Source organism: Mesorhizobium tianshanense (assembly GCF_007830515.1).
GTDB lineage: Bacteria > Pseudomonadota > Alphaproteobacteria > Rhizobiales > Rhizobiaceae > Mesorhizobium > Mesorhizobium tianshanense.
Window position 1 is genome coordinate 1 of sequence record NZ_VLKT01000150.1, and the last position, 1,707, is coordinate 1,707.

Annotated in this window: 1 protein-coding gene; it reads left to right on the plus strand. The window is 68.1% G+C overall.

Translation table 11 applies throughout. The features are described from left to right. Positions 1-1,707, plus strand: a 1,707-nt coding sequence (locus IQ26_RS38945) for a condensation domain-containing protein (protein ID WP_240547487.1), incomplete at both ends; no start/stop codon positions are given.

Genomic DNA, 1,707 nt, shown 5'->3' on the forward strand with positions numbered 1-1,707 from the left:
GCTGGCCGCGATCTGGGCCGAGCTTCTGGGGCTCGAGCGGGTCGGCCGCCACGACCACTTCTTCGAGCTCGGCGGCCATTCGCTGCTGGCGGTGCAACTGATGGAGCGGCTGCGGCGGCAGTCGCTCGGGGTTGAGGTGCGCACCCTGTTGGCCCGGCCGGTGCTTTGCGATCTGGCCGCCAGCCTTGGCAGCCATAGCGAGGTGGCGGTGCCGGCCAACCTGATCGACGAGCACACTCTGGCGATCACGCCGCCGATGCTGCCGCTGATCGAGCTGAACCAGGAAGAGATCGACCGGGTGGTAGCGACGGTGCCGGGCGGGGTCGGCAACATCCAGGATATCTATGGCCTGTCGCCGCTGCAGGACGGCATCCTGTTCCATCACCTGTTGGCCGGGAAGGGCGATCCGTATCTGCTGGTCTCGCAGATGGCCTTTGCCGATCGCGCCCTGTTGGAGCGCTATCTTGATGCGGTCCAGCAAGTGGTGGACCGTCACGACGTGCTGCGCACGGCCTTTGTCTGGGAGGGACTGTCGAGCCCGGCCCAGGTGGTGTGGCGTCGTGCGCGGCTGGAGGTTGCCGAGGTCGAGCTGGACGAGAATGGCGGTCCCGGTCATGAGCAGCTGAAGCGCCGGTACGATCCGCGCCAATATCGCCTCGAGCTTGGCCGGGCGCCCTTGTTGCGGTTTGTGATCGCGCGCGAGCCGGGCAGCGGGCGCTGGCTGCTTTTGGAGCTGCATCATCACCTGATTGGGGATCACACCGCCTCGGAAGTGATGCGAGGCGAGGTGCGGGCGGTTCTGGAGGGTCGCGCGCATGAGCTTGGTGCGCCGCAGCCGTTTCGCAATCTGGTGGCGCAGGCGCGTCTCGGAGCTTCGTCCGAAGAGCATGAAGCGTTCTTCCGGGAGATGCTGGGCGACATCGAGGAGCCGAGCCTGCCGTTCGGTTTAAGCGAGGTTCATGGCGATGGCAGCGGGGTCGGCGAGGCGCATCGGATGCTGCCGGCCGCGCTCAACGATCGGCTGCGGGCGCAGGCGCGGCGGCTGGGTGTGAGCCTGGCGAGCCTCTGTCACCTGGCCTGGGGCCAGGTGGTGGCGCTGAGCAGCGGGCGCGAGCAGGTTGTGTTCGGCACGGTGCTGTTTGGCCGCATGCAGGCCGGGGCCGGCGCCGACCGCGCGCTCGGCCTGTTCATGAACACCTTGCCGGTGCGGCTCGACCTCGACGGCACCGGGGTCGAGGCGAGCGTGCGGGCCACGCATGGGCGGCTTTCGCAGCTGCTGGCGCGTGAGCATGCCTCGCTGGCGCTGGCGCAGCGCTGCAGCGGCGTTGCAGCACCGGCGCCGCTGTTCAGTGCGCTCATGAACTATCGCCACAACACGCCGGCCGCCAGCACGGACGATGTCTTGGCCGGCATCGAATGGCTGGGCGAGGAGGAGCGCACCAATTATCCGCTGAGCCTGTCGGTGGAGGATTTTGGCGATGCGCTCGGCCTCACCGCACAGGTGGTGGAGCCGATCTGTGGGGACCGGGTCTGCGGCTACATGCAGCGGGCGCTCGAAGAGCTGGCCGAGGCATTGGAGCAGGCGCCCGACAAGCCGGTGCGAGAGCTCGACATCCTGCCGGCCGCCGAGCGCGCCCATCTGCTGGAGGAGCTGAACCGGACGGAAGCGGACTATCCGTCGCACAAGTGCATCCACGAGCTGTTCGA